This window comes from Oleiphilus sp. HI0079 (assembly GCF_001635105.1).
Window position 1 is genome coordinate 1 of record NZ_LWFT01001287.1, and the last position, 1,028, is coordinate 1,028.

The 1,028-nt window shown below is 46.9% G+C and carries 1 protein-coding gene and 1 pseudogene; one reads left to right on the forward strand and one right to left on the reverse strand.

Features of this window, described 5'->3' with window-relative positions:
• A pseudogene (locus tag A3750_RS25480) lies at positions 1 to 168 on the reverse strand (ATP-binding cassette domain-containing protein); the annotation flags it as partial.
• 195 nt (positions 169 to 363) lie between these two features.
• On the opposite strand from A3750_RS25480, the gene A3750_RS22485 reads away from it, so the two are divergent.
• The gene (locus tag A3750_RS22485) at positions 364 to 753 is read left to right on the forward strand and encodes a hypothetical protein (protein WP_068520192.1); all 390 of its coding nucleotides are present in this window, start codon (positions 364 to 366) and stop codon (positions 751 to 753) included.
• The last annotated feature ends 275 nt before the right edge of the window (positions 754 to 1,028 follow it).

The following is a 1,028-nucleotide window of genomic DNA, read 5'->3' on the forward strand; positions in this document are numbered from 1 at the left end:
GTTGAGTGACTCGATCGCTTCCATGTCCATGTGGTTCGTTGGCTCATCCATTACTAACACGTTGAGTTCCATCATCATCAACTTACCGAAGATGAGTCGGTTCTTTTCGCCACCAGAACACACCGCAACCTTCTTGTTAATATCGTCTTCACTAAAGAATCCTCTGCCTGAACGCCAGCCACAAGAGCACAGTACATTGAAACGATCGCAGCAAAGATGTGTTTTCTCGTCATAATCCCCACCAAAGTATCCTGAATCCATTAATCCAATCTGTTCCGCAAAAAAGCGACACAAAAACGTTTTTATCATCGACAAATTACATTACTATTTGTGTGGCTATTACACTATAAGAATTTTTCCTCCATGGCATCCTTATACGACGCAACACAGAAACCTCGGGCTAAGCATCGCTTTGTCGCGCACTGGTTGCTGTTTATGTTGTTGCAGCAAGCCATGTTCGCAACCGGAACGATGGCTGGGTCGTCGGCTAACGGCAGCGGCTGGGTAATGCTTTGTATCGGGTCATCCGATGTCGCACAACTTGTTTACCTTGGAGACCAAGAACATCCGTCTTCACACTCTCAGACCGAGCAGTGCCCGTTCTCCGGCGGTGTTCTCGCCCACGCCTTCACGCCCGATCAGGTTGTTCATTTAGATCTATCTCTTCAAATCGATACGCAATACTCGTTTCGTTTAAGCGAAGCGAGTCGGTATTTTAAGCTTCCTCGCGCACCACCCTTTTCGCTCGTTTAAAAGCACACATTTCTGTTTACCGTTTTTGATGATCATGGCTTTACGCTTTGGTTCTGCAGCCTATGCTTGGTAATGCGCTCGACGTCGCAAGGATCAAAAGTGTGTAAGCCGGCTCGTCATAGACCTTGCTGCGATTTCTCCAGCCCGTCTTAAGCACGGATAAAACGCATGAATGTGTGCTCACCCGTTTGTTCACAAATCACCCCACGAGGGTTCGAAAAACAAATTAAACGAGAGCACTATGAAACATTTTTACCTTGCAGCCCTTGCTAGCT